This window comes from Ensifer sp. Root1252, from assembly GCF_001425885.1.
Lineage (GTDB): Bacteria > Pseudomonadota > Alphaproteobacteria > Rhizobiales > Rhizobiaceae > Ensifer > Ensifer canadensis.
The window spans coordinates 336,229-359,725 of record NZ_LMDT01000012.1; the positions used below are offsets into that span (position 1 = coordinate 336,229).

Genomic DNA, 23,497 nt, shown 5'->3' on the forward strand with positions numbered 1-23,497 from the left:
CAGCTCGGAATGGCGGCCGGTCCGGGAATAGGTGAGATGTTCCCTGTTTGCTTGAGGGCGCTACGCCTTGCCCATGAACTGGGAGAGGGCGGCGAAGTCGTCATGCAGATGGCCCGATGCAATCGCCCGGCTGAAGATCGCGTCATAACCGTCGACTACGGTCCGATCGATGCTGCGCGCTTCCATCAGGTCCTTGAGATGCTGGAACGCGCCGTAATGCGGCGAGATCGACGACAGCGTTTCCGCGTCGCTGGCAAACCGTCCGGCACCGGTCCGCTTGATCAGGTCGGCGACCAGCCCTTCGACGACGGGCGCGGTCGCCTTCCATTGGCGTCCCAGTTCGCCAACGTCGATGTCTTCGGCTCGGCAGACGGCGATCGCGTGCAGCCCGCCGAAGAGCGCCCCCCACATCAGCGCGAGGAGGGCGCTATCGAGCGCGTTGGCGCGCCCCGGTTCGGTGCCGATGTGCTCGACATTGCCGCCGAGCGCGCGAAACACAGTCTCGTTGGCGGTGAAGGGTTCAAGCGCGCCCGATAGCAGGATCGTGCCCGCATCGGTGCCGATGAAGTCGGGCGTCGCCAGGATGGCGCCATCGATGTATTGGGCGCCATGGGTCGCGGCCCACCCGCTGGTTTCGCGCGCGCCCTCAGGCGTCCCCGAGGTCAACTCAACGATCAGCTTGCCTGCCAGGCCGGGCGCAACGTCGTTTGCGCGCAGCAACGCTGCGGTGGCGGCATAGTCGCTGACATTGACGATGACGATCTCGGACGCGTCAATCGCCTGGCGGACGGTCGGCGCTAAGGTGGCGCCGAGTGCCGTGAGCGGCTCGGCTTTCTCCCTTGTCCTGTTCCAGACCGTGGTGCGATACCCGGCCTGGAGCAGGGCGCGCGCCAGCGCCGATCCCATGCGTCCCGTTCCCAAAACACTCATTGATGGCTTCATTGCAAAACTCCATATCCGTTGGCGCGACGCTTTTTTTGCCGTCGCTGGCCAGAGGTATGGTGGCGCCGGACGTGCGCAATACGCACCGGCCGGTAAGCGCTTACCGTGGGGTAAGTGCTTACTCCCCGGATAGTAAGGAGGATATCGTGAACCCGACCATGGAAAATTGCGGCTTTGCCACCGCACTCAAGGCGATCGAGGGCAAGTGGAAGGTCGATATCCTCTGCGAGCTTGGAAAGGCGGCGCGCCGGTTTGGCCGCCTACGCCAGTCCATCCCGGCGATCAGCGAAAAGATGCTGGCCCAGCAGCTGCGCGAGCTGGAGGCGGATGGACTGGTCGATCGTACGGTTTATTCGTCGCTGCCGGCAAAGGTTGTCTACTCCCTGACGGAGCGCGGCGCGGCGCTCAACGTTGCGGCCGCCGCCTTGTGTCGTTGGGGGGAAGAGGGCGGTCGGCATGGCAAGGGTTCAGTGGCCGTCGTCGACGATGCTGTGGTTGCCTGAGGCGGTTGGGGTGACCGGTGCGAACATTGGGCAGGGACAAGCTGAGCATGCCCCGCCGCTTCCGATGATTTTTTCGTGCCTGTTACCCTGGGAACACCTCCTGGCAGATCGCTCGGCTAATATCCAACACATGCAAGGCAAAGACCTTTGCCAAGAGCAATGCGAACCAACTGATCGCCTCCCAGTCAGCTGGTTCACGTGATCCCAACGAGCCTCCCCGTTGGTGATCCGCATCTGCCAAAGACCCGTCGCGTGCTGACCGCGGCGGGTCTTTTCTCGTTTGGCCGTGGCGTCGCGACAGATCACGCCTGAACGGCGCTGCGACGCTTGAAAGCTGCCGTGGATTGCTCCCTGAGCCAGATGCCAAACGAAGGAGCATGCCGTCGATGATGTCGCGGTGGCGGCAATGGGCCGCATGCCAACGCCTTGCTGCGGTTGCACTCTTGCTTGACACCCATTCTCATGCTGCCACGATCCGGCCGCCGGTTTCTGCCCCCGGTGCTGTCGACCACGGTTCCCAAGGAGAGTGTCATGAAGACGTGCCTGCGTGCTGCTGCCGCAATCGCTGCATTTGCTCTGGCCGGCGAGGCCGTTGCCGGCATTCCGCTGGTCAATGCTTCCTGCCCTGGCAATATCGAGGTGCACGCCGATGAGGGCGGGCCGATCTATATCAACGGCAAGGAAGGCAAGCTGAAGAAATTCAACGACAACTACTTCGAAGCCAAGGGCGGCGGGGTGACGATTTCGCTCAGCGTCAACCCGGACGGTTCGCCCGCCGTCTCCTATACTGGTAAGGGCGGAGCCAACGGCATCTGCACGATCAACTAGGCGCATCTGCCGGCAGGCAGCGCCGCTCGCCGAGGAATGCATCGCGGGCGCGGACGCCACGCCCGGCCGACAAACCAACCCAGCCGCGTGCCCGGTCAAGGCTGCCATCGGCCGGGCGGGATGCGCGCAAGTTAGGCCATCGAAAATGGTGTACGGAGCCCTTACGTATTTCCGTAGTCGATCTTGCTCCTTGCTAAGAACACAATGTGCCTGTAAAGGGTCTGCCATCGATCTTGCTTGCTGAGCTTTGTTTTCTCGCCGACCGGCGTTCAAGCTGACCTTTCCTATCAAAATCGATCTTACTGCCTTGTCCGGCCCAAAGTCGGGAGGCGAACTTTTGATTGAAAGGAATTTCTTATGAATACTGGAACCGTAAAGTTCTTCAACACCACCAAGGGTTTTGGCTTCATCGCTCCGGACGACGGCGCAACCGACGTTTTCGTGCACGCTTCTGCTGTTGAACGCGCTGGCATGAGCTCGCTCGTTGAAGGCCAGAAGGTCCGTTTCGACATCGTTCGCGATGCACGTTCGGGCAAGAGCGCTGCCGACAACCTGTCGGCTGCGTAATCACCGATATTTCGTCTCTGGTCCTTGACCACGGATGTACTGGCACTGGCCATTGAGACGATATTGAGAAGGTCGGGATTTCCCGGCCTTTTTCTTTGGGCGCTTTTCAGCCCGCAAGACTGCGACGCGTGGCGATTGCCGTCGTCACAGACGACCGCGCCCTCGGGCTCGCCCGTCTGCCTGCGCCCTTGCCGTCGTGGCGCGTGTTCAAACAAATCCCGTTGCCACCGTTCACAAGAGGCGATGCCGCTCCAGCGTTTCGCGGCCGCGCCGCGATTTGACGGCGCTCTCGTTCGCACCCTTCTGCTCGTCGTCCGACAGGGTTTTTGGCTTGCGGAGAGACGGTTTTCGCGTCGGCGGCTTGGTGATGGGCACCATGGCCGGCGCGCCTTTCCACTGGAGCAGCTGTCTCAGTTTTCCGTAATAGGTCATGGCGGTTCCTCGGTTGGAGCATTTCCAGGAAAAGTGCGAAGCGGTTTTCCGTCCGGAAATGCGTAAAAACAAACAGATAGAGCGTTTCCGAAGCGATCTAGTGGCGGGGCATGCCCCACTCGATCGGCTCCAGGTTTTCCTCTTTGCTGACGCGGTCCTGGCCAAGTTCGTCGTTGCGAATTCTGTACTGGGGCTGGCTGTCGCGAACGGGCATGATGGCGGTGATGCGGTAGGTTTCCGCGGCAATCGGCGAGATATGGCTGCGATCCCTGAGACGGACCGATAATCCAACGGCGAAGCGATGTGCGGGCATTGGTTCTTGACCTCTTCAGGGTTGGGGTGCCGGGACGAAGGCATGCTTGGCGCGGTCGATAGCGATGATGCGATCGAGCTCATCCGGCGCGATTGCGACCATGCGCATGCGATGGTCATTGTCCGCGGTTGCCGGCACCTTGATGAAGGTGGCGACGCGATGATAGGCGAGCCACGAAATGCCTTCGATCAGTTCCTCGTCATCATCCACCTCATAGTCTCCAGCCGCGAGCACTCCTTCGACATCCGGCAATTGGAAGGGTTCACTGAAGTGGACGGTGCGGTGCTTGGTTCGGCTGAACATGACGTCTCCTTCTAAAGCGGGCCGCGATCTCCGAGGGGCGCTTATTGCGTTTCAAGCTCTTGTTTTTGCGCATGCCGTGATCGCAAAACCGCTACGCACTTTTGCGCAATGTGCTCTATCGCCGGCATTTGCGCGGCGTTGCGACTACAGCGCCGCGCGTCTTATTAGACGTGCAAAGGTCGCTGTAGCCCTTTGAGTGGCTGCATGTTTTCATCCTTAAATCGAATAGGATTTAAGGAAACAGGCAGTAGGACGATCTGTTTCGACTGCGTCAGAGCCGCAGGTTGCGGGCGGCGATGCGCCCCTTTTCGTCTTTCCAGATCTCGAAGCGGAAAGTCTGCCCGGGAAAGATCGATTTGATGCCTGACCTATAGAGCGCCCGCGCATCGACGTAGACTGCGCGACCACCGTCTTCCGGCTGAACGAAGCCGTAGCCGCGATTGAAGTCGAAACGCATGATCGTTCCTGTGATCATGTCAGCACATGGGCGTTCGAGGGATGTCGAGCGTGCGCGGCGCGCACACTTCAACGCTCGATATGGGGAAAGATGGCGGGTCGAGAGCCTCTGACGCCGCGAAAAGCCATAATGGCCAATGTCGATAAGATACTGTGAGCTTTAATTGCGTCTAACGCAAGGTCGCCACGAATTCGACCAGATGAGTTGCAATCGCGTTCCTGTTCGCGTCATGCGTCAATTGTCCGGGGGATCGTTCTTGTTCGTTGCTCATCTGCCGGCGGGCTACCTGCTCAGCCGTTTCATCGCGCGTGGTAGACCGACTCAATCCGGCGCGATCATTGCCACAGGGATTGTCTGTTCGGTGCTGCCGGATTTTGATCTCGCCTATTTCTATCTGGTCGACGGCCGGCGAACGGCGCACCATGACTATTGGACGCACACGCCGCTGTTCTGGCTGGCTGCCGCAGCAGCTCTGGCGCTGGCGTTGACGCTGAGTGGCAGGCGCAATCAGCTCATTCTCGTCAGCGTCGGGCTCGCGAACGTGCTGTTGCATCTGCTCCTGGACTCGGTCGCCGCCGATATTCGCTGGTTCCATCCGTTATCGGATCTTCGCGTGAACCTCGTGCACGTCCAGGCGCTCTACAAACCCTGGTATCTCAACTTCCTCTTCCACTGGACCTTCATGGCCGAGCTGCTGATCGTGGTTTCGGCCGCCGTCGCCGCCACGCTCGACTGGCGGCGATGGCGCGGCCGGGTGGCTGCACTGCCTGCGGTCAAATAACGGTTGGACCATAGCTCGCCAGCTCTGGGGACAACTGCCGGCTGATAGAGAAAATCACAGCCATTTCAACGTCCGGTGTAACCGGGCGTTGACGGATGTCGATCCTGTAGGCATCCTGCCGGCCAAAGAAGACAGGGCGGCGGAAAACGGCGCCGGGGCCGGTAAGCGGCCCGGATACAGGAACAGTTGCATTCGATGGGGTGCGGGTACGCCCGCTCCCGGGGTGCGGGTACGCCCGCTGCCTGTGCCGCTTTCAATACGCATTCGCAAGTCATTCAAGTCGATCGGTCAATGCTGTTCGGAGGGGACTGTGAAGAGACGTCTAGAGTTCTGCATGTCTGCTTGCCTGGTGCTTCTGCTCGGCTCCGCTGCCCCCGTGATGGCGGCGGATCTGGTGATCGCCATGCCCAACTGGCCGTCCGGCCAGGCGACGGCCAATATCCTCAAGGTCAGCATTGCCAAGAAATTCGGCCTTGATGCCGAGGTCAAGGAGCTCGGCACGCTCAACGCCTTCGTCGGCTTCGAGACCGGCGATGTCGATATCCAGCCGGAAGTCTGGCAGCCCAATTTCGGGGACATCGTCAAGAAATATGTGACAGACAAGGGTGTGGCAACGCTCAGCGCACGCAGCGTGCCCGCCTGGCAGGGGCTCTGTGCCACGCCGGAGGCGGCAGCGACGATCAAGACGATCGCCGACCTTAGCGACCCCGAGAAGACCAAGATCCTCGACACCGACGGCGACGGCAAGGGCGAGCTCTGGATCGGCGCGCCGACCTGGCTTTCGACCGGTATCGAGCGCACCCGGGCCAACAGCTATGGCTATGGCGCCAACCTGACGCTGTTCGAGGCGGAAGAAGAGGTGGCAATGGCAGGGGTTGACGCGGCGATCGCGACGGCGCGGCCGATGGTGTTTTACTGCTATGCTCCGCACCACGTCTTCGAGCTGCACAAGATTGCGCGCATCGAGGAGCCGCCGCACGATCCGGCCAAGTGGAAGATCGTCGGTGCGGATGACCCCTTGTGGATCAGCAAGTCGACGGCTGCGACCTCCTGGGACGCGGCGCATTTCCAGATCGCCTACGCCACCGGCTTCGGCAAGAAACATCCTGACATCGCCAAGTTCCTGGATCAGGTCGATTTCTCGCCGGAAGAAGTGACGAAGATGAGCTACGCGCTGGAGGTCGAGCGGCAGGCGCCGGCCGACTACGCGAAGAAATGGGTGGACGACAACACGGCACGCATCGACGGGTGGGCGAAACCATGACGACAACACCGGATCGAAACGCAGCCGATGCAGGACGCGCCAGGTTCATGACCCGGGCGCGCAAGCTCGGGCTGGTGATGCTGGCCGCAGGCGTTTGTCTCGGCCCCCTGGTGGCGCTGGCGCAGACCCAGATCTATGACGCCAGGACCAAGAAATGGGTCAACTACGACAAGAAGAAAGCGCGGCAATATTTTGCCCGCAACAATCAGCTGCCCGAGGCCTTTCGCCGGCAGGTGGTGCCGTTCCGCACGGCGGAAAAGCCGGGCACGATCATCATCGACGGCAACCAGCATTTTCTCTATCTGGTCCAGCCCGGCGGGCAGGCGATCCGCTACGGCATCGGTGTCGGCCGCGAGGGCTTCGGCTGGGCCGGCATCGTGCGCGTCGGGCGCACGGCGGAGTGGCCGACCTGGACGCCGCCGGCCGAAATGGTGGCGCGCGATCCGAACGCTGCGAAATGGGCGGCAGGCATGCCCGGCGGCCCGGACAACCCGCTCGGCGCCCGCGCGCTCTATCTCTATGAGGGCGACCAGGACACGATCTACCGCATCCACGGGACGGTGGAGCCCTGGACCATCGGGCTCGACGTGTCGTCCGGCTGCATCCGCATGAACAATGATGACGTCACCGACCTGCACTCACGCGTGGAGGTCGGGGCGAAGGTGATCGTGCTGATGCAGGGCGCGGCACTCTACAAGGGTGTTTGACGAGACAAACCGGCGGCAGCGAACCTGACGGCGTGTCGGGCAGGTGCGTCTCGCAGGCGTGATGAAACCGGACTGTTTAGGAAATTGCGTTGCGACAGGTGTCTGATCTCAGCCTGCCTTTGAGACAAGGGTAGGCCGGGCAGCAAGCCACAGGATCTGGAAGGGGAGGACTTTTTGTGATCGAGGGGACGATGCGTTCAAGGAACTTGTTTGTCGCGGCAGGCGTTGGCCTTGCCATTCTCGGCGGCTGCCAGTCGGCGCCCCCGAAGCCGGAGGAAATGGCGCGCACGAGCTTGCAGACGGCGCCGGCCGATCTGCAGCTGATCTGCGCCAATGCGGCGGCCGGCACCGCCAAGGTCGATAGCAGCAAGGTTCTGCCCACAAGCTCGCGCCAGCTGGACGCGACATCCTACAGCGTCGATCTCGACGCCGGCGGACGAAAGTTCAACTGCATCGTCGACACCAGCGGCAGCGTGAAGTCGGTCCAGCCGGCCGCCTGACGCACGGCGCGTGAGGACGGATCAATGCTTCCGGCCTTATGTTGCCTCCTATCGACGACCCGAAACCGCCCGCGCGGTTTCGGGTCGCGATCGTTCGGCGCAACGCGCCGGCGGCCCGCAATATAGGGCGCAATGGTTCTTGGTCGCGCCTCGAATTTCCGCATGACTTCTCCTGGAGGTGGCGCCAGCTCAAGGCGGTGCAGCGCGCGCAACCATCAATCCGCTTGATGTGACAAAGGGGGCGATGCCCCAACGCGCCGCCACGTCGCATTTCCGTTAGCGAGTGACCGTATGCGGCAGTGGAGAACGCCCTTTCCATGCGAAAACATGCGCTTGCGGATGGAGGCCATGCGACATGACGACGATACCGACGCTGATCGGCTTTCTGGCGATCGTGACCTGGTCGTTCCTTGCGCTTCTTTCCACCGCTGCCGGGCCGATCCCGCCGTTTCAGCTGGCCGCGATGACGTTTCTGCTTGGCGGGCTTGTCGGAGCCTCGAGCTGGGTCTTTCGTCCGGCCGCAATCAAGTCGCTGCGCCAGCCATGGCAGGTCTGGGCGCTCGGCACTGCCGGGCTCTGCATCTACCACTGCGCCTATTTCTTCGCGATCCAGTCGGCGCCGCCGGTCGAGGTGAGCCTGATCGCCTATCTGTGGCCGTTGCTGATCGTGGTGTTTGCGGCATTCCTGCCGGGCGAGAGGCTGCAGTTGCACCACATTCTCGGCGTGATCCTCGGTCTCGCCGGCGCCATTCTGGTGATTACCAAGGGCGGCAGCGTCGGGCTGGCCGAGGGCGTGAAGCCTGGCCATCTGATCGCCCTGTTCTGCGCCTTCGTCTGGTCCGGCTATTCCGTACTGTCGCGCCGGTTCGGCCAGGTGCCAACCGATGTGGTGGCGGGTTATTGCCTGATCACCGCAGTCGTTGCGCTTGCGCTGCATCTGACACTGGAAACCACCGTCTGGCCGGAAACGTCGGTGCAATGGGCCGCGATCGCCATTCTGGGCGCTATACCGCTCGGAGCGGGTTTCTACGCCTGGGATTATGGCTGCAAGCACGGCGACATCATGATCCTCGGCGCTCTTTCTTATGCCGCGCCGCTGCTCTCGGTCATCGTCCTGCTGCTGGCAGGGTTTGGCATGTTCCATTGGTCGATCGCGGTCGCCTGCGTCATGATCACGGTCGGGGCGATGCTTGCCGCCAAGGATATGCTTTTCAAGCCACGGCGGACGGCACGTCAGGCAAAACCGAAATTCGAGCGCGGACGCTAACCCGGTGAGCTTTCAGCAAGACTGAGGGTCGGCCTGCGGCGATCATTGCCTGTAGGGTGCGGCGGCCATCGGGCCCACCTGAGCTTTAGCCTATCGGGAGACGTTCGTGGCCGGACTGGTCGGCGCGGCCATGTAACGCAACCAGCCAGCCTGGGGACGGTTGCGAGCCATGACTGTTACCTCCGCGATACTCTTTCTGGTTGAGGTTTCCGTGGAATTTGACTGGTAATCCGTTTGTGCGTTGCAGTATTTTTCTGTTGCGTTGCAAGATTGTGTTTCTGAATTGACGTTGATCAATAAAGTATATTTTCCTGAAAAGCTTTCCATTGGAACAAAATTATGCTCTCATAGGTTTAGTGGGAAGGAGGATGTACCATGCCAAACATTCTGGAGCACTTTGCACTTTTCGATGCGCTGATCATCGGCGCGATCTGCACGCTTCTGATCCTGAGTTACTTTAGTCGCGAAGCCTGAGATAAGGTTTTGGCTTGAACTGTTCGCGTCGTTAGAGCGGGTCGCCGGCCTTTGCTTTCTGGTGCTGATCCGCCCGTGCCCCTACAGCGCCGCGCGTTTTATTTAGACGCGCAAACGTCGCTGTCGCACTTTGAATGGCCGCAAGTTTTTATCCTTAAATCGAATAGGATTTAAGGAAACAGGCAGTAGCCGCGCAAAGCGGCAGTTGCTGCGGGCGGTACAGTCCTCCTGAACGCGTGGTCCTTTCATTTTTCGATCGATGGTGCTGACCGACGCGCGGAGTGTCCGTCTGCGTGCGCAGGAGGGAAGCAGCCCGCTTCGAGGCGTTGCGTGGTCAGCCGTGGCCGTCACATGCAGCCAGCGGGTCGGCTGGTTGTCGTAGCCGCCGCCGTCCGCTTCTTCGATGTGGATGTTCGACCATCCGGCCCATTCGAAACAGGTCCGGAGCCAGGCTGCCGAGGGATAGTTGAAGTAACGGCCGAAGCGGTCGTGGCCTTCCCGTTCGCCCGCCTTGAAACTCGCCTGCAGCAGGCCGCCCGGCCGCAAGGCCCTGTGCACCCGCACCAGCACGTCAGGCAATTCGGTGCGCGGCACGTGCAACAGCGAGGCTTCCGCCCAGATGGCGTCGAACCTCTGGCTCCACTCGATGTCCTGAAAGGTGACGATCTCGACCTTGCGGCCGATCCGCCGCTCTGCCGCGCGCGCCAGTTCCGCAGATCCGTCGCAGGGCGTGACTTCGAGCCCTGCCTCGATCAGATGCAGGCTGTCGTGGCCGCCACCGCAGCCGAGATCGAGCACAGCGGCACCGGGCGAAAGCCGGGCGATGAAGGCGGCGAGACGATCCGTCGGCGGTTGACGGTCGCGTGCCGCATAAGTCTCGGCGTTGTCGCGGTAGAAGGCCATGGTATCGTCGCGTGTGCTCGTCACTTGGTATTCCTCTTACTGCATGTTTCCTTAAAACCTATTCGATTTAAGGATAAAAACATGTGGCAATTCAAAGTGCTACAGCGACCTTTGCGCATCTAATAAGACGCGCGGCGCTGTAGGCTGCCTCGACCTGTCGATCAGCGAAGACTCCGTCGATCCTTCCCGTGTTAACATGATGGAACTGTGGGAATCCGAAGCCGCCCTCAGGGCTTGGAGAAAAATAGCGAAGCCGCCCAAAACCGATGTGAAATTCGATGCAGGGAATGTGCGCAAACATGAGATCAGCCATTCGGGGCCGCCGTTTTGACAGTGCAGCGACGCTGCAGGCTGATTGAAATCGAGGAAAGCCAAGATGATGAAACTCTATGGATTGGGTCCGACACGTTCGCTTCGTGCCCTTTGGGCGCTTCAGGAGCTTGATGCGGACTTCGAGTTCGTGCCGGTCAACCTGCTGGGCGGCGAAAACCGTCACCCCGATTTTCTGCGCCTCAACCCCGCCGGAAAGGTTCCGGTACTGGTCGACGGAGACCTGGTGCTGACGGAATCCGCCGCGATCGTGTTCTATCTGGCCGAGAAATACGCCGACAAGGGGCTGATGCCCACCGACTTGAACGAGCGGGCGCAGGCCTATCGCTGGACGCTGTTTGCCGTCACCGAGCTGGAGCAGCCGCTATGGCGGATCGCCAAGCACACATTCCTATACCCCGAAGACAAGCGTCTGCCCGAGGACATTGCGCTTGCCAAGGAGGAGTTTGTGGCGATGGCTGAGGTGCTCGAGCGTCACATGGACGGGCGTACGTTCGTCATCGGCGACCGCATCAGCATCGCCGATTGCGTCACCGTCTATGTCATCGACTGGGGCAATGAGGTCGGGCTGATCGACGGGTTCCCCAATCTCAAGGCCTATCTCGAGCGAATGTATGCGCGCGCCAAGGCGCCGCCGCGGATCGCCGACGCTCTTGCAAGCCTCGAGGCTGCGGGCTGATTGCTGCATAATCCCTTAAATCGGATTCGATTTAAGGATGAAATTATGCAGCAAGTTTAAAGCGTTACAGCGTTCTTTGCGCGTCATATTTGACGGGCGGCGCTGTAGCGGTGTTCGCAGGGCAGGAGGCCCGGACCCGAAGGCCCGGACCTCATGACCCGGCGCTATTTGCTGCCGGAAGCGGACAGCTTGTTCATCACGTCGTCGAGGTTGAAGCTTGCCGGCTTCTGGCGGATCGGGAACTCCTGGAAGCTCGACAGCCAATTCGCCACGATCGCCTGCGACGGCACCACCACGAAGGCTCGGGCGAAGTACCAGGATTCGTATTCGATCGACTCGTCGCCGCGCTCGAATGGATCGGCCCTCAGGTTGAACAGCTTGGGCACGCGGAGCGTGGTGAACTCGTCGCGCCAGACGCCGATGCCGGTGCTTTCCTGTGCCTTGAACACGACCTTCCAGTCCTGGAAGCGCACGGCGACCAGTTCGCCGTCGTCGTTCCAATAGAGGAATTCGCGCCGCGGCCCGTCCTTCACCTCGCCGCGGAAGAAGGGCATGAGGTTGTTGCCGTCGAGATGCACCTTGAAGGTCTTGGTACCCGCCTCGTAGCCGGCCTTGCATTTGGCGACGATATCCGGCTCTCCCGCGGCCGCGCAGAAGGTCGGGATGAAATCGTAGTGCGAGAACATGTCGTTGTAGACGGTGTTCGGCTTGATCACACCAGGCCAGCGGATGCAGGTCGGTACGCGGTAGCCGCCTTCCCAATTGGTCGCCTTTTCGCCGCGGAACGGGGTGTTGCCGCCATCCGGCCAGGTCATCACTTCGGCGCCGTTGTCGGTGGTGTAGATGACGATGGTGTTTTCGACGAGGCCGAGATCGTCGAGCTTCTTCAGGAGTTCGCCGACCATGCCATCATGTTCGACCATGCCATCGGCATAGACGCCCTTGCCGGTCTTGCCTGCGGACTCGGGTTTCAGGTGGGTGTTAACGTGCATGCGCGTGGAGTTGAAGTAGCAGAACCACGGTTTCTGGGCATTGTTCTGCCGATCGATGAAATCGAGCGCTGCGACCAGAAACTCGCCGTCGACCGTTTCCATGCGTTTCTTCGTCAGGGGACCGGTGTCTTCGATCCGGCCATCGGCATAGGAGTGGATGACGCCGCGCGGGCCGAAGCGTTTGCGGAACTCGGGGCTCTTCGGATAGTCGGGGTTCTCAGGCTCTTCCTCGGCGTTGAGATGGTAGAGGTTGCCGAAGAATTCGTCAAAGCCATGATTGGTCGGCAGGAATTCGTCCTTGTCGCCCAGGTGGTTCTTGCCGAACTGGCCGGTCGAATATCCTTGCGCCTTAAGGAATTCGGCGACCGTCGGGTCCTCCGGCTGCAGGCCGACATCGGCGCCGGGCAGGCCGACCTTGGTGAGGCCGGTGCGGATCGGCGACTGGCCGGTGATGAAGGCGGCGCGGCCGGCGGTGCAGCTCTGCTCGCCATACCAGTCGGTGAAGACAGCGCCTTCATTGCCGATGCGGTCGATATTGGGCGTGCGGTAACCCATCATGCCGCGGTTGTAGATGCTCGGGTTGAACCAGCCGATATCGTCGCCCATGATCATGAGGATGTTCGGTTTGGCGCCTGCGGCGGCGGGTTGGGCGGATTGCTGCGCGACGGCCGGCGTCGCCCCACCTGACGTGGTCAGCGCCGCTGCCGCAAGCGCACTGCCGGCAAGCAGAAGATTGCGCCGGCTGACGCCAAGGGGATGTCCGTTCTGCTGCTGATCGTCGTCGGGATGCGTGCTCATGGCGTCTTTACTCCACGTCGTTGAAGGGTCGGAAATGCTGCCTGGGTCTGCAATCGGTGGACGAACGGAAGTCTGCGCCCCGTGCGTGAGGCGGACAAGGATGTAACATCAACATCAGGGCTACGAAGGCCAGTCTCGTTCGGTGGAACGGTGGGTTACGCTCCGTCACTCAATTGACGTCAAGTGAGATGGCGTGAGGCAGAAATTGAAGCCGATTTAGGTCAATAACATTGACATAAATTAGCCGCCGTGATCCTGTCGAAGCACAATGAGAATGATTGCGGGACGAAGCCTGGAGGCGCTGCCCCGCTCCAATAATCCTTGAGGAAACGACCCAATGCTCGACTGGGACCATATATTCGCGACGCGCGCCAGCAGGATGCGCGCCTCGGAAATCCGCGAACTGTTGAAACTGCTCGACCGCCCCGACATCATCTCGTTTGCCGGTGGCATTCCCGATCCCGAGCTGTTTCCGGATGTGGAGTTCAAGGACGCATATGCGGAGATCTTCTCCGGCCCCGCCGTCAGCGCTGCGCTGCAGTATTCCGTCAGCGAAGGCTACAAGCCGCTGCGTGAATGGCTCGCCAAGCAGATGGAAAAGATCGGCATTCCAGCCGGTGTCGACAACATTTTCATCACCTCGGGTTCGCAGCAGGGCCTCGACTATATCGGCAAGCTGTTCCTGTCGCCCAACGACACGGCGCTCGTGACCTGGCCGACGTATCTCGGCGCGCTGCAGGCGTTCAACGCCTATGAGCCGCATTATGACCAGCTGAACCCGGGCGGCAACCGCACGCCTGCGGCCTATGCCGAGGCCGCGAAAGCCGCCGGCGGCCGCGTCAAGTTCGCCTATCTCTCGGCCGACTTCTCCAACCCGACGGGCGAGACGGTGGACCGGGCAGGGCGCGAACGGGTGCTCGACCTTGCCGAAGAGCTCGACATTGCCGTTATCGAAGACGCCGCCTACCAGTCGCTGCGCTACGACGGCGAGGCGATCCCGCCGATCCTGGCGTTGGAAATCGCCCGCAAGGGCGACATCAACCACACCCGCACCGTCTATTGCGGTTCGTTCTCCAAGACGCTGGCGCCGGGTCTGCGCGTCGGCTGGGTCTGCGCCTCGGAAACGGTGATCCGCAAGCTCGTTCTCTTGAAGCAGGCGGCCGACCTGCATTCCTCGACCATCAACCAGATGGCGATCTGCACGGTTGCCGAGCGTGGTTTCGACGCGCAGGTCGCCAAGATCCACAGGGTCTACAAGCACCGCCGCAGCGCCATGCTGGCAGCCCTTGAAAAGTACATGCCCGATGGCGTGACCTGGACCAAGCCGGAAGGCGGCATGTTCGTCTGGGTGACGCTGCCCAAGGGCATGGACGGAACGGCGCTTCTGGCGAAATCGCTGGAGACGGCCAAGGTCGCCTTCGTGCCCGGCCGCGCCTTCTTTGCCGACGGTTCGGGCGAGAACACGCTGCGCGTTTCCTTCTCCTGCGCCAACGACAAGATGATCGAAGAGGGCATCCGCCGTCTCAGCGATCTCGTGCGCGGCGAAGCCGCGGCACTGGCGGCCTGACGGTAGCCACCCGGTTTCTCCTAGAGAGGCGCGTCCGCGGAAACGGGCGCGCCTTTTTTGATTTGATGGGAAGAGCCCCTCACTCTTCCTCATCCTCGCCCTTGTGACGGGGATCCAGCGATCCGACGTCTGTCGGATCGAAAGACCTTTCCGTCCAAGGACTTGGACTGACTGGACTCCTGTGACAAGCACAGGAGTGAGGGTTCCTCGCTAGGCCGTCCCAGCGATCTGTCGAGGACAATGCATGGCTTGTCAGCAATCCCGCCTGAATTTGCTGAGCTTTGTGGTGTCTCTTCCGCTTTGAGCGGAGCGGAAACGGCCGGGCTGGTGACGGCACAGGAATGCTGTTTAGCGGGACACGCTTTGGCTGGCCGCGATTGGCCCCGCCCGCCCTGAATCTGTCGTTACGCCGCCATCGTAACTGTTACGTTCTTCTGTCATCTCCATCGATGTGATCTTGTGATCGAGCATTCCAGGAGCGGACGATGCCACGATACACTATTCTAGCTACTGGCCTGACTGCGGGCCTTCTCGCCCTTTCGACGATGACCTCAACCACTGTCGCTGCCGACGCGCGCGATCTGGCGCGCGCGCCCTACACCAAGGGATATCTGTCGCCGGACAGCGTCACCGCGCTGCAGAAAGAGTTGATCTTCCAGCGGGCGGTGCAGACCTATCTCTGGGCGCTGCCGGCGCTCAACATGTACGGCATGAAGGAAGGCTCGGAGGCCAAATTCGGCAAAGGCTACAATGTCCTGCCGATCTTCAAGAAGCGGCTTGATGCCAAGACGCTGATCACCACGCCCAATTCCGATGTGATCTATGGGCTCGGCTATCTCGACCTCAAGCAAGACGGGCCGATGGTGATCGAGGTTCCGCCCGGACTTCAGGGGATCCTCGACGATTTCTTCCAGCGGCCGATCCCGTCTGAAGGCGAGATCGGCGGACGCAAATGGGCGGGTGATGTCGGGCTGCCCGGACCGGACCAGGGCAAGGGCGGAAAGTATCTGATCCTGCCGCCGGACTATGAGGGCGGAATTCCCGACGGCTACTTCACCTATCGCTCCGGAACCTATGGCGTCTTCGTCTTCTGGCGCGGCTTCTTCAAGGACCCGAAGCAACTGGAAGAGCCGGTGAAGGTGATGGAACAGACCCGCATCTATCCGCTCGGCAAGGAGGCGACGGCGAAGAAGATGGAGTTCCCCGATGCCTCAGGCGTGGCGGTCAACATGCTCTATCCGCAGGATGGCGCGGCCTTCGACATGCTGGCGCGCTTCGTCGAGCACGAATATGTCGACCCCAAGGATTTCGAGATGCGCGGCATGGCCGCCGATCTCGGCATCATCAAGGGGCAGGCGTTTGCGCCCGACGAAGAGATGCGCAAGCTGCTCGACGATGCGGCCAAGACCGCCTCGCGCATGGCGCATGGCCTAGGCTATGGGCCGACCTCGTTGAGATATTACGAGGACCGACAGTGGCTGAACCCGTTTTCGACCAATGCCGATTTCACCGCCGACAGCTACAACCAGCTTGATGCCCGCTCCAGCTTCTTCACCTATGCCTATTCGACCAGCCCGGGCATGGCGATCAACATGGAGAATGTCGGCGCCAAATATCCCAATGCCTTCAGGGACGCCGACGGCGACTATCTCTCGGGCGACGTGAACTACAAGCTGACCCTGCCCAAGGATATCCCGGCCAAGATCTTCTGGTCGGTGACGGTCTACGATCCGGTCACCGGATCGGGCCTTGACAACGGCCAGCCGTTCCCCTCGCTCAACACCATGGACAAGCCGGTCCAGAATGCCGACGGCTCGACCGATATCTATTTCGGGCCGAAGTCGCCGGGTGAGGGGAAGAACTGGATCGCCACGATTCCCGACCAGGGCTTCTTCACGATCCTGCGCCTCTACGGCCCGACCAAGGCCTTCTTCGACAAGAGCTGGAAGCCCGGCGATCTGGAGAAGGTCAAGTAATCCACGGTCTGCCAATCGGCGCCCGTCGCTTCATTTCCCTGGGAATTTCTTATGGTCACCACCACAACCCATCGCCCGATCCTGGCCGTGACCGCGATTGCCGCGATCCTTGCTGTTCGCCAAGCAGCGGCAGAACCGGTACGGATCTCGCCCGCCTGGGCCACCTCCATGCCCGCCGGCCCGGTTTCAGGCACGCGGATCACCGCCGACTATGCAAAGCTCGTCGTCAGCGATGCCTATTTCTGGGCATGGCCGATGGTCAACATGTTCAATCGGCGGCTGGCCTTTTCCAAGATTCCGCAGCGGATCTATTCCGGTGCCGCCCCGATGGCGCCGATCAACAGCCTGACGATGCTGACGGACTATATCGAGCCGGATGAGCGGCTGGTGGCCTGCCCGAACCAGGACGTGGTCTATGGCGCAGGGCTGCTGGGGCTCGACCAATCGCCGGTTGTCATTCAGGTCCCAGACTTCAAGGATCGCTTCTGGGTCTATCAGGTCGTCGACCTCAGGACCGACAGCTTTGCCCAGCTCGGCAAGATGTATGGCACGCAGCCGGGATTCTACCTGCTCGTCGGGCCGAACTGGCAGGGGGAGGTTCCCAAGGGCATCACCAAGGTTTTCCGCGCCTCGACCAACACCGCCAACGTCATTCCGCGCGTCTTCCAGGACGATACGCCTGAGGACAAGGCAGCCATCCAGGAGGTGCTGAAGGGCATCACGCTCTATCCGTTGTCGGAATTCGACGGCACGATGAAGTCGGTCGACTGGAGCACGGTCAAGAAGGTGCCGGCCTCCGGTGACGGATCGGCGGAAACGCAATGGGTGGTGCCGGAGAAATTCATCGACGAGTTGCCGCTGGTTCTCGCCGATGCGCCGCCCTTGCCGGGCGAAGAGGCGCGCTACGCCCAGGTGCTTGCGGTCGCTGAAGCGGCCAAGGCCGACCCGGCTATTCGCAAAGCGGTGGACGAGGCGGCTGTGGAGGCAGAGGAGCGGCTGGTCAAGCCGCTGTTCCAGTTCCGCAACTACGGCCTGCCCTTGACGCACAATTGGACGACGACGTCGAACAACGCGGCGTTCGGCACGGACTATTACACCCGTACGGCCGTCGCCAAGTCGAACATCTTCGTCAACGCGCCATCCGAGACCAAGTATTTCTACCAGGATCTCGATCAGGCGAGCGCACGCCTGAACGGCAAGAACAGCTACACCGTGACCTTTGCCAAGGGCGAAGCACCTGCGGTCAATGGATTCTGGTCGTTGACGCTCTACAACGAGCACCACTTCTTCGAGCCGAACGATATCAAGCGCTATTCTCTCGGCACCAAGAACAAGTCACTGAAATACAATGCCGATGGATCATTGACGATCTACGTCCAGTCCGAGCCGCCGAAGGAGGACCTTCGCGACAACTGGCTGCCGGCGCCGGAGGACGGGGATTTCTCGCTCTACATCCGCGCCTACTGGCCAAAGCCGACGGTTGTCGACGGCACATGGACGCCGCCGGCGGTCGACAAGGCGGGATAGAGCCTTTCCAGGAAAAGTGCGAAGCGGTTTTCCGTCGGGAAATGCGCAAAAACAAACAGATAGAGCGTTTCGGCGACGCCGTTTGGTCCGAACGCTCTAGAGGCGCTGTCGCTCTTGGTAGCGCGTTCAGAACGCGTTGCAGAAGGGCGGCATGTCGGCTACAACGGGCGAAATGGTCGGGCGCTGTCCGGCCACGTAAGCGTTAACGTCACTCAACGCGTATGATCGAACGGCTCTCATGTTTCGATCTGCGCGACTGTGTCCTGCGGATCGAGATTTGCGAGCCCCCAGAGGATACAGATGGACAACAGCCAACCCTCTTTCCACAGTGCTTCCACCCCAAGGATCGAGCGTGTGCGTCACGATCTCAAGCGACGCACGCTCACTGTTACCGATGTCGAGCGGATCACGCCCGGCATGCTGCGCATCACGCTCTCTGGCGATGACCTTGCCGATTTCGTCAGCCTTGGCGCCGATGATCACGTCAAGATCCTGGTGCCTTCAGCCGAGGGCACGGAGGAGCGGCGGGACTATACGCCGCGCCGCTACGATGCCGCCGCCCGCACGCTGGTGCTTGATTTCGCGCTGCACGAGGCCGGGCCGATCACGGAGTGGGCAATGAACGCGCGCCCGGGCGATGGCTTGAGCGTCGGCGGCCCACGCGGCTCGGCGGTTATTTCCAACGTCGAGCGCTGGCTGCTGATCGGCGACGAGACAGCGCTGCCGGCGATCGGTCGGCGGATCGAGGAGGCCACTGCCGGCGCCCGTATCACCAGCATTGCCGCCGTCGCTGACGCTGCCGAGCAACAGGCGTTCGAGACGAAGGCCGACCTGACGTGCCACTGGGTCTATCGCCCCTTGCATCAGGCGACCGACGCCTCGGCGCTTCTCGCCATCCTTAGCTCTGTCGTCATCGAGCCCAACACTTTCGTCTGGGTCGCGGCCGAAGCCTCGGTGACGCGGGCGATCCGCGCGCATCTCACCGAGGAACGTGGCTATCCGCTCTCCTGGATCAAGGCATCGGGATATTGGGTCAAGGGCAAGGCGGATAGCACGGAGAAGTTTGAGTAACCGCCACGGGGCGGGCCGTTCGCTTGAAGCGCGCCGCGAGCTCCGGGGTGTGCTTGCCGCGCTTTAAGTTCCGGGTTTTTCACATGTCGTCATTGCAAAACCGCAGCGCATTTTTGCGCGACATGCATTCGGGAAAGCTGGGTCAGGCGGCGCTGGCGAGCTTGAGGCGAAGCGCATCGAAATCGTGCACAAACCAGAGCGCATTGCCCTTGTTGGTTTCGCGAACGAAGTCGCCAAGCGCCTTGCTGCTTTCAAGCGCCCCAGAGATATCGCCGACGATGGCGCATTTCATGCGGTAGTTCACGAACTTCTGGAAGACCTCGCCGGCGACGCGCGTGCTGAGGTTGAGGAAATCCGGGCCGAGGCGCGTGACCGGGATCGCGAGCATATCGGCACTATGGGCCCAGGCATCGCCAAGAAAATCATTGGCGTCGCCTGCGACCCGCAGCAGGCCGCCTTCGTCTGCGCATCTGAGAACACGCGTATTTCCGATTTCGACGAGCTGTTCCATGGCGAAGCCGCCGAAGGCGAGGATATAGGCGCTGACCAGCCATTGTGCGGTGGCTGCACTGATACCGAACTCATGCTGGATTTCGGGGATCGCTACGGCAATCATCGAGATATCGAGCCCGTCGAGCAGGATCACCCCGCTGAAGATGAAGAGCGCTACCCAAAGGCGCGCCGGCCAATGCAGCGCGTCGTTCTGACCGGGCGCAAGGGCAGCGCTATCTGCCCGCCCATCGCTCGGGGTCAAGCCAACTGACATATGTTCACTCCATGGAAATTTGGGCGCCGCGAGACGGAAATCTGCGGTCCCGATGGCTTCGATCATCAATGCTTTCGATCATCACCGATTGATCGCTCATTGAAAAACAAGTAGTTCTCGATGCATTGTTAAATGGAGCTTGAAGATCCATGAGCCGAATGCTGCCAGGAACCCGCGCGCTCAGAACCTTCGAGGCTGCCGGTCGCCATCTCAATTTCACCCGTGCGGCCGACGAAGTCGGGCTGACGCCGGCGGCGGCCAGCTACCAGATCAAGGAAATCGAGGATCAACTCGGCCTCGTGCTGTTCACCCGCACCAGCCGCAGCATCCAGCTGACGCCGGCCGGCGCCGTGGTGTTCGAGGCAGCGGTCCAGGCGCTCGAGACGCTGCAGCGGGCGGTCGGCCGTGCGCGCCGGATGGCGCGCGGCGCCCAGCAGTTGCGCGTGTCGCTCAGCCCGCGTTTTGCCACCAACTGGCTGTTGCCGCGGCTGTCGCAATTTCGTGCCGCCAACCCGACGATCGAGCTGACATTCGACATCAGCGACGAGGTCAGGGATTTCGACGCCGACGATGTCGATATCGCCATCCGCTTCGGCTCCGGCCGTTATGCGCAGACGCGGTCTGAGCGCCTGTTCGAGGCGGTGATCGCCCCGGTCTGCAGCCCGAAGCTGATCGCTGCCAGCGGACGGCCGAAGACGCCACGCGATCTCTTCGCTCAGACGCTTTGCCATGTCGAATGCTATACCGAAGGCATGCTGTGGCCGAACTGGCGCATGTGGATGGCGGCTGCCGGCATCGATGATTTCGACGACAGCCGATGCGTGGCCTTTACCGACACCAGCCATGTGGTCGAGGCCGTTATCGATGGTGGCGCTGTCGGCCTTGTCGATCTCGCGATGATCCGCAACGAACTTGCCGAGGGACGGCTGGTGCAGCTGTTCGACATCGGCGTCAGCGTCGCCGAGGACTATGCCTATCACCTCGTCTATCCCGAAAGCTCTGGCCAGGATCCGCGGGTTCTGGCGTTTTGCGACTGGATGCTGGGCGAGGTTGGCCAGGGAGCGAAACCGGCGGCAATTGCCTCCGTAGCAGCCGGCTGACGCTGCTGCCTCGACAGGTGCTTTCGCCCGGTTCTCCTCGTTGCGCCACCCGCAAAAGAAAAACGCCGCGTCTCGTCGAGAGGCGCGGCGTCTTGCTGCCGAGGTCGTTGTAGCGGTATTTGCGCAGGAAGCAGCTTGCGCGATCGAAGGGATCACGAGAGGAGGGCGGCAAGGCGCCACCCTCCCGCGGCTTCAATATTCCTGGCTGGTCGGCCGGAACAGGATCTCGTTGATGTCGACATCCTCCGGCTGGCTCATGGCGTAGACCACGGCGCGGGCAAAGCTGTCGGCGGGGATGGCGATACGCTCGTAGAGCGCGCGGACATTCTCGGCGACATCAGTCTCGGTGACGCTGTCGGGCAGTTCGGTCGCGACCGCCCCCGGCGAGATGATGGTGGTGCGGATATTGTAGGGTTTCACCTCCTGCCGCAGCCCCTCGGAAATCACGCGTACGGCGTGTTTGGTGGCGGCATAGACGGCACCGCCGGGGCCGACCTTGTGGCCGGCGACCGAGGAGACGTTGATGATGTGGCCGCTCTTCTGCTGCTTCATGTGAGGAAGTGCAGCACCGATGCCGTAGAGCACGCCCTTGAGGTTGACGTCGATGGTGCGGTCCCAATCCTCGACCTTGCAGCGCTCCAATGGCGAGTGCGGCATCAGCCCGGCATTGTTGAGCATGACGTCGATGCGGCCATGGAGCCGGACGGCGTGATCGACCAGGCGCTTGACCTCCTCGAACGACGTTACGTCGGTCTGAACGGCAGCTTGCTTGCCGAGCGATAGCTCGTCGGCAAGCGCCCGCAGCCGGTCGATGCGGCGCGCGCCCAGCACCAGCCTGGCGCCGTCACCGGCAAGCCGCCGCACCGTCGCTTCGCCAAGGCCGCTGCTGGCGCCGGTGATGACGACCACCTTGTCCTTGATATTCTCTGTCATTGTTGCCTCTTCTTCAGCGGCCGACGCGCGCCTGCAGGTGGGCCGGATAACGATCGCCCTCGATGGTGACCTTGGCGAGCGCATCGTCGATTTCGCCGCGATCGTCCGAGGTCAGCCGTACGGCCGCGGCGCCGATGTTTTCCTCGAGCCGGGGCAGCTTGGTGGTGCCGGGGATCGGCACGATCCAAGGCTGTTGCGCCAGCAGCCAGGCGAGTGCTACCTGCGCCGGCGTTTTTCCCTTGCGGGCAGCGATCTGGCCCAGGAGATCGACCAGCGCCTGATTGGCCTTGCGCGCCTCCGGCGTGAAGCGCGGCACGACATTGCGGAAATCCTTGGCGTCGAAGGTGGTGTCGGCGTTGATGGCGCCGGTCAGGAACCCCTTGCCGAGCGGGCTGAAGGGTACGAAGCCGATGCCGAGCTCTTCGAGCAGCGGCAGGATTTCGGCCTCCGGTTCGCGCCACCACAGCGAATACTCGCTCTGGAGTGCAGCGACCTTCTGTTCCGCATGGGCCTTGCGGATGGTCTCGGCGCCGGCTTCGGAAAGGCCGAAATGCCTGACCTTGCCTTCGCTGATCAGCCGCTGCACCGTGCCGGCCACGTCCTCGATCGGCACATTGGGATCGACACGATGCTGGTAGAAGAGGTCGATGACGTCCGTCTTCAGGCGCTTCAGTGCCGCATCGGCGACCTTGCGGATCTGATCCGGCCGGCTGTTCATGCCGCTCTGGCCACCTTGGTTGTCAAAGTCGAAACCGAACTTGGTGGCGATCACCACCTTGTTGCGCATCGGCGCGAGCGCCTCGCCGAGCAGTTCTTCGTTTTGGTAGGGGCCATAGGCCTCGGCGGTGTCGAAGAAGGTGACGCCGCGCTCGAACGCGGTGCGGATGAGGGCGATTGCCGCTTGCTTCTCCGTTGCCGGGCCATAGCCGTAGCTGAGGCCCATGCAGCCGAGGCCGAGGGCGGAGACTTCAAGGCCGCTTTTGCCGAGTGTGCGCTTTTCCATGGGGCTTTTCCTTGTCTCGAATGATGATGTCTTTGGGCTAGAAATGGCGCACACGGCCGGGCTGGCGAGGGCGCTCCGGGAGATGGCGATCAGTCGGCCCTGATTTCGGCGCCATAGTCCGCATCGCTGACCTTCTCCATCCAGTCGACGACCTTGCCGTCGAGGGCTTCGGCGATCGCGACATGGGTCATGGCGGCGGAAGGCGAGGCGCCGTGCCAATGCTTCTCGCCCGGTTCGAACCAGACGATATCACCGGGGCGGATTTCCTCGACCGGACCGCCTTCGCGCTGGACGCGGCCAAGGCCGGATAGGACGATCAGTGTCTGGCCGAGCGGATGGGTGTGCCAGGCGGTGCGGGCGGCGGGCTCGAACGTGACGGTGGCGCCACCGACGCGGGCAGGGGACGAGCCGTTGAAGGGGGCATCGATGCGCACCGTGCCGGTGAAATAATCCGCCGGTCCCTTGGCCGAGGGCTGCGAGCCGCTTCGTTTGATGTTCATGGCGTCGATCCTTT

At 61.7% G+C, this 23,497-nt stretch carries 24 protein-coding genes and 1 pseudogene; 14 read left to right on the plus strand and 11 right to left on the minus strand.

The window, feature by feature from the left end; genetic code table 11:
• Positions 1 to 60: 60 nt before the first annotated feature.
• Positions 61 to 942: an NAD(P)-binding domain-containing protein gene (locus tag ASD02_RS14120; RefSeq protein ID WP_057220785.1), complete on the minus strand. Its 882-nt coding sequence runs from the start codon at positions 940 to 942 to the stop codon at positions 61 to 63.
• Positions 943 to 1,088: 146 nt separating this feature from the next.
• Between ASD02_RS14120 and ASD02_RS14125 the strand changes: the two genes are divergently transcribed.
• The 3 genes from ASD02_RS14125 to ASD02_RS14135 all read left to right on the plus strand — a co-directional run bounded on the left by ASD02_RS14125 (position 1,089) and on the right by ASD02_RS14135 (position 2,840).
• Positions 1,089 to 1,445, plus strand: a complete 357-nt coding sequence (locus tag ASD02_RS14125) for a helix-turn-helix domain-containing protein (RefSeq protein ID WP_081788870.1) — start codon at positions 1,089 to 1,091, stop codon at positions 1,443 to 1,445.
• Between the two features lie 531 nt (positions 1,446 to 1,976).
• Complete coding sequence (locus ASD02_RS14130; protein WP_057220786.1) at positions 1,977 to 2,273, plus strand: hypothetical protein; 297 nt, start codon at positions 1,977 to 1,979, stop codon at positions 2,271 to 2,273.
• 357 nt (positions 2,274 to 2,630) lie between these two features.
• Entirely contained in the window at positions 2,631 to 2,840 is a 210-nt protein-coding gene (locus ASD02_RS14135; protein WP_025427573.1) for a cold-shock protein, read from the plus strand.
• A gap of 231 nt (positions 2,841 to 3,071) precedes the next feature.
• Here the strand turns inward: ASD02_RS14135 and ASD02_RS14140 are convergent, their stop codons facing one another.
• The 4 genes from ASD02_RS14140 to ASD02_RS14155 form a co-directional block, all read right to left on the minus strand.
• Entirely contained in the window at positions 3,072 to 3,272 is a 201-nt protein-coding gene (locus ASD02_RS14140) for a hypothetical protein (protein ID WP_025427572.1), read from the minus strand.
• 97 nt (positions 3,273 to 3,369) lie between these two features.
• Positions 3,370 to 3,585, minus strand: a complete 216-nt coding sequence (locus tag ASD02_RS14145) for a hypothetical protein (protein ID WP_025427571.1) — start codon at positions 3,583 to 3,585, stop codon at positions 3,370 to 3,372.
• Positions 3,586 to 3,600: 15 nt separating this feature from the next.
• On the minus strand, positions 3,601 to 3,888 hold the full coding sequence (locus ASD02_RS14150; protein ID WP_025427570.1) for a hypothetical protein: 288 nt from the start codon (positions 3,886 to 3,888) through the stop codon (positions 3,601 to 3,603).
• A 271-nt stretch (positions 3,889 to 4,159) separates the two neighbouring features.
• Positions 4,160 to 4,345: a cold shock domain-containing protein gene (locus ASD02_RS14155; RefSeq protein WP_057247483.1), complete on the minus strand. Its 186-nt coding sequence runs from the start codon at positions 4,343 to 4,345 to the stop codon at positions 4,160 to 4,162.
• Positions 4,346 to 4,601: 256 nt separating this feature from the next.
• Here ASD02_RS14155 and ASD02_RS14160 point away from each other — a divergent pair, with 256 nt between their 5' ends.
• From ASD02_RS14160 to ASD02_RS14185, 5 genes are all read left to right on the plus strand, one after another.
• Positions 4,602 to 5,126 carry a metal-dependent hydrolase gene (locus ASD02_RS14160; protein ID WP_025427568.1) on the plus strand — a complete coding sequence of 175 codons (525 nt, stop codon included), beginning with the start codon at positions 4,602 to 4,604 and terminating at the stop codon, positions 5,124 to 5,126.
• A 310-nt stretch (positions 5,127 to 5,436) separates the two neighbouring features.
• Entirely contained in the window at positions 5,437 to 6,390 is a 954-nt protein-coding gene (locus ASD02_RS14165) for a glycine betaine ABC transporter substrate-binding protein (protein WP_025427567.1), read from the plus strand.
• A 77-nt stretch (positions 6,391 to 6,467) separates the two neighbouring features.
• Positions 6,468 to 7,097: a L,D-transpeptidase gene (locus ASD02_RS14170; protein WP_225906323.1), complete on the plus strand. Its 630-nt coding sequence runs from the start codon at positions 6,468 to 6,470 to the stop codon at positions 7,095 to 7,097.
• 191 nt (positions 7,098 to 7,288) lie between these two features.
• Positions 7,289 to 7,597 (plus strand): hypothetical protein, encoded by a 309-nt coding sequence (locus ASD02_RS14175; protein WP_051509209.1) that lies wholly within the window; start codon positions 7,289 to 7,291, stop codon positions 7,595 to 7,597.
• A gap of 355 nt (positions 7,598 to 7,952) precedes the next feature.
• A complete protein-coding gene (locus ASD02_RS14185; RefSeq protein ID WP_025427564.1) occupies positions 7,953 to 8,864 on the plus strand; it encodes an EamA family transporter in 912 nt (303 codons plus the stop codon).
• A gap of 816 nt (positions 8,865 to 9,680) precedes the next feature.
• On the opposite strand, the pseudogene ASD02_RS14190 reads toward ASD02_RS14185, so the two are convergent.
• Positions 9,681 to 10,241, minus strand: a pseudogene (locus ASD02_RS14190) (class I SAM-dependent methyltransferase); the annotation flags it as partial.
• A 376-nt stretch (positions 10,242 to 10,617) separates the two neighbouring features.
• Here ASD02_RS14190 and ASD02_RS14195 point away from each other — a divergent pair.
• Positions 10,618 to 11,250: a glutathione S-transferase family protein gene (locus ASD02_RS14195; protein ID WP_025427562.1), complete on the plus strand. Its 633-nt coding sequence runs from the start codon at positions 10,618 to 10,620 to the stop codon at positions 11,248 to 11,250.
• 164 nt (positions 11,251 to 11,414) lie between these two features.
• Here ASD02_RS14195 and ASD02_RS14200 read toward each other — a convergent pair whose 3' ends face one another.
• On the minus strand, positions 11,415 to 13,040 hold the full coding sequence (locus tag ASD02_RS14200; RefSeq protein WP_025427561.1) for an arylsulfatase: 1,626 nt from the start codon (positions 13,038 to 13,040) through the stop codon (positions 11,415 to 11,417).
• Positions 13,041 to 13,377: 337 nt separating this feature from the next.
• Here ASD02_RS14200 and ASD02_RS14205 point away from each other — a divergent pair, with 337 nt between their 5' ends.
• From ASD02_RS14205 to ASD02_RS14220, 4 genes are all read left to right on the plus strand, one after another.
• Entirely contained in the window at positions 13,378 to 14,607 is a 1,230-nt protein-coding gene (locus tag ASD02_RS14205) for a PLP-dependent aminotransferase family protein (protein WP_057206203.1), read from the plus strand.
• 485 nt (positions 14,608 to 15,092) lie between these two features.
• Positions 15,093 to 16,583: a DUF1254 domain-containing protein gene (locus ASD02_RS14210; protein ID WP_038576223.1), complete on the plus strand. Its 1,491-nt coding sequence runs from the start codon at positions 15,093 to 15,095 to the stop codon at positions 16,581 to 16,583.
• 51 nt (positions 16,584 to 16,634) lie between these two features.
• Complete coding sequence (locus tag ASD02_RS14215) at positions 16,635 to 18,110, plus strand: DUF1254 domain-containing protein (RefSeq protein WP_025427558.1); 1,476 nt, start codon at positions 16,635 to 16,637, stop codon at positions 18,108 to 18,110.
• Between the two features lie 300 nt (positions 18,111 to 18,410).
• On the plus strand, positions 18,411 to 19,181 hold the full coding sequence (locus ASD02_RS14220) for a siderophore-interacting protein (RefSeq protein WP_025427557.1): 771 nt from the start codon (positions 18,411 to 18,413) through the stop codon (positions 19,179 to 19,181).
• A gap of 142 nt (positions 19,182 to 19,323) precedes the next feature.
• Here ASD02_RS14220 and ASD02_RS39755 read toward each other — a convergent pair whose 3' ends face one another.
• Complete coding sequence (locus ASD02_RS39755; protein WP_082555549.1) at positions 19,324 to 19,947, minus strand: DUF4180 domain-containing protein; 624 nt, start codon at positions 19,945 to 19,947, stop codon at positions 19,324 to 19,326.
• A 149-nt stretch (positions 19,948 to 20,096) separates the two neighbouring features.
• Here ASD02_RS39755 and ASD02_RS14230 point away from each other — a divergent pair, with 149 nt between their 5' ends.
• Positions 20,097 to 21,047: a LysR substrate-binding domain-containing protein gene (locus tag ASD02_RS14230; RefSeq protein WP_057220787.1), complete on the plus strand. Its 951-nt coding sequence runs from the start codon at positions 20,097 to 20,099 to the stop codon at positions 21,045 to 21,047.
• Positions 21,048 to 21,239: 192 nt separating this feature from the next.
• Here ASD02_RS14230 and ASD02_RS14235 read toward each other — a convergent pair whose 3' ends face one another.
• The 3 genes from ASD02_RS14235 to ASD02_RS14245 all read right to left on the minus strand — a co-directional run bounded on the left by ASD02_RS14235 (position 21,240) and on the right by ASD02_RS14245 (position 23,483).
• Positions 21,240 to 21,980, minus strand: a complete 741-nt coding sequence (locus ASD02_RS14235; protein ID WP_025427553.1) for an SDR family oxidoreductase — start codon at positions 21,978 to 21,980, stop codon at positions 21,240 to 21,242.
• Positions 21,981 to 21,993: 13 nt separating this feature from the next.
• Positions 21,994 to 22,983, minus strand: a complete 990-nt coding sequence (locus ASD02_RS14240) for an aldo/keto reductase (protein ID WP_025427552.1) — start codon at positions 22,981 to 22,983, stop codon at positions 21,994 to 21,996.
• Positions 22,984 to 23,072: 89 nt separating this feature from the next.
• Complete coding sequence (locus ASD02_RS14245; protein ID WP_025427551.1) at positions 23,073 to 23,483, minus strand: cupin domain-containing protein; 411 nt, start codon at positions 23,481 to 23,483, stop codon at positions 23,073 to 23,075.
• Positions 23,484 to 23,497 lie beyond the last annotated feature (14 nt).

What these genes read in the sequence shown, in the direction of transcription:
- ASD02_RS14210 (WP_038576223.1), top strand. Translation starts at nt 15,093, where the DNA reads ATGCCACGATACACTATTCTAGCTACTGGCCTGACTGCGGGCCTTCTC.
- ASD02_RS14195 (WP_025427562.1), top strand. Translation starts at nt 10,618, where the DNA reads ATGATGAAACTCTATGGATTGGGTCCGACACGTTCGCTTCGTGCCCTT.
- ASD02_RS14235 (WP_025427553.1), bottom strand. Translation starts at nt 21,980, where the DNA reads ATGACAGAGAATATCAAGGACAAGGTGGTCGTCATCACCGGCGCCAGC.
- ASD02_RS14220 (WP_025427557.1), top strand. Translation starts at nt 18,411, where the DNA reads ATGGACAACAGCCAACCCTCTTTCCACAGTGCTTCCACCCCAAGGATC.
- ASD02_RS14155 (WP_057247483.1), bottom strand. Translation starts at nt 4,345, where the DNA reads ATGCGTTTCGACTTCAATCGCGGCTACGGCTTCGTTCAGCCGGAAGAC.
- ASD02_RS14145 (WP_025427571.1), bottom strand. Translation starts at nt 3,585, where the DNA reads ATGCCCGCACATCGCTTCGCCGTTGGATTATCGGTCCGTCTCAGGGAT.
- ASD02_RS14205 (WP_057206203.1), top strand. Translation starts at nt 13,378, where the DNA reads ATGCTCGACTGGGACCATATATTCGCGACGCGCGCCAGCAGGATGCGC.
- ASD02_RS14200 (WP_025427561.1), bottom strand. Translation starts at nt 13,040, where the DNA reads ATGAGCACGCATCCCGACGACGATCAGCAGCAGAACGGACATCCCCTT.
- ASD02_RS14245 (WP_025427551.1), bottom strand. Translation starts at nt 23,483, where the DNA reads ATGAACATCAAACGAAGCGGCTCGCAGCCCTCGGCCAAGGGACCGGCG.
- ASD02_RS14185 (WP_025427564.1), top strand. Translation starts at nt 7,953, where the DNA reads ATGACGACGATACCGACGCTGATCGGCTTTCTGGCGATCGTGACCTGG.
- ASD02_RS39755 (WP_082555549.1), bottom strand. Translation starts at nt 19,947, where the DNA reads ATGTCAGTTGGCTTGACCCCGAGCGATGGGCGGGCAGATAGCGCTGCC.
- ASD02_RS14130 (WP_057220786.1), top strand. Translation starts at nt 1,977, where the DNA reads ATGAAGACGTGCCTGCGTGCTGCTGCCGCAATCGCTGCATTTGCTCTG.
- ASD02_RS14135 (WP_025427573.1), top strand. Translation starts at nt 2,631, where the DNA reads ATGAATACTGGAACCGTAAAGTTCTTCAACACCACCAAGGGTTTTGGC.
- ASD02_RS14175 (WP_051509209.1), top strand. Translation starts at nt 7,289, where the DNA reads ATGCGTTCAAGGAACTTGTTTGTCGCGGCAGGCGTTGGCCTTGCCATT.
- ASD02_RS14140 (WP_025427572.1), bottom strand. Translation starts at nt 3,272, where the DNA reads ATGACCTATTACGGAAAACTGAGACAGCTGCTCCAGTGGAAAGGCGCG.
- ASD02_RS14150 (WP_025427570.1), bottom strand. Translation starts at nt 3,888, where the DNA reads ATGTTCAGCCGAACCAAGCACCGCACCGTCCACTTCAGTGAACCCTTC.
- ASD02_RS14215 (WP_025427558.1), top strand. Translation starts at nt 16,635, where the DNA reads ATGGTCACCACCACAACCCATCGCCCGATCCTGGCCGTGACCGCGATT.
- ASD02_RS14170 (WP_225906323.1), top strand. Translation starts at nt 6,468, where the DNA reads ATGCTGGCCGCAGGCGTTTGTCTCGGCCCCCTGGTGGCGCTGGCGCAG.
- ASD02_RS14120 (WP_057220785.1), bottom strand. Translation starts at nt 942, where the DNA reads ATGAAGCCATCAATGAGTGTTTTGGGAACGGGACGCATGGGATCGGCG.
- ASD02_RS14240 (WP_025427552.1), bottom strand. Translation starts at nt 22,983, where the DNA reads ATGGAAAAGCGCACACTCGGCAAAAGCGGCCTTGAAGTCTCCGCCCTC.
- ASD02_RS14230 (WP_057220787.1), top strand. Translation starts at nt 20,097, where the DNA reads ATGAGCCGAATGCTGCCAGGAACCCGCGCGCTCAGAACCTTCGAGGCT.